This is a genomic window from Polaromonas sp. P1_E3, from assembly GCF_056405935.1.
The window spans coordinates 1-660 of the sequence record NZ_JBFUBD010000802.1 but is presented as its reverse complement, the minus strand read 5'-3'; the positions used below and the strand labels follow the sequence as shown (position 1 = coordinate 660).

Here is a 660-nt window from a genome sequence, read left to right as displayed (position 1 = left end):
AGGTTGGAGACCTCGTCGTAGATCTGGCCCGGCGAGCGCRTTTTGGACGTGAGCGCCAGGATGATGACCGGCGCCGAGGCCGGGTTGGCCTTGCGGTAAGTTGGGTTGCTGCGCAAGGTGGCGGGCAAGTCGGCGCGCGAAGCGTTGATGGCGGCCTGCACCTCGCGCGCTGCCGCGTCGATCTTGCGGTTCAGGTCAAACTGCAGGCTGACACGGGTTGAGCCGTTGCTGCTGTTGGATGTCATCTCATTGACGCCCGCGATCACGCCGAGGCGCCGCTCCAGCGGCGTCGCCACGCTGCTGGCCATGGTGGAGGGACTGGCTCCCGGCAACGAGGCGCTGACCGAGATCACCGGGAAATCCACTTGCGGCAGCGGTGAAACCGGCAGCACGAAGAACGCGGCGATGCCTGCGAGGGCCAGGCCTATGGTGAGTAGGACTGTGGCTACCGGGCGGCGGACGAAGGGCTCGGAGAGGTTCATGGCAGCTCTCCGCTACCAGAGAGGTACTGACCTACGAGGGTGGTTTTTTTTGTGGCCCGCTTTTTTGTAGGGTTTCGAGGCCGGGGTTGCCGGCGGCAAGTAACTTTCTTTTGCTTCGCCAAAAGAAAGTCACCAAAGAAAAGGCGACCCTGGTTCCTGCGACCCCTGCGCTGCGCTA

1 protein-coding gene is annotated in these 660 nt (G+C 63.4%); it reads right to left on the bottom strand.

Translation table 11 applies throughout. The features are described from left to right. The coding region (locus AC1D0Z_RS23620; RefSeq protein ID WP_477660545.1) for an efflux RND transporter permease subunit at positions 1-482 on the bottom strand (482 nt) is incomplete at its 3' end. Positions 483-660: the final 178 nt, after the last annotated feature.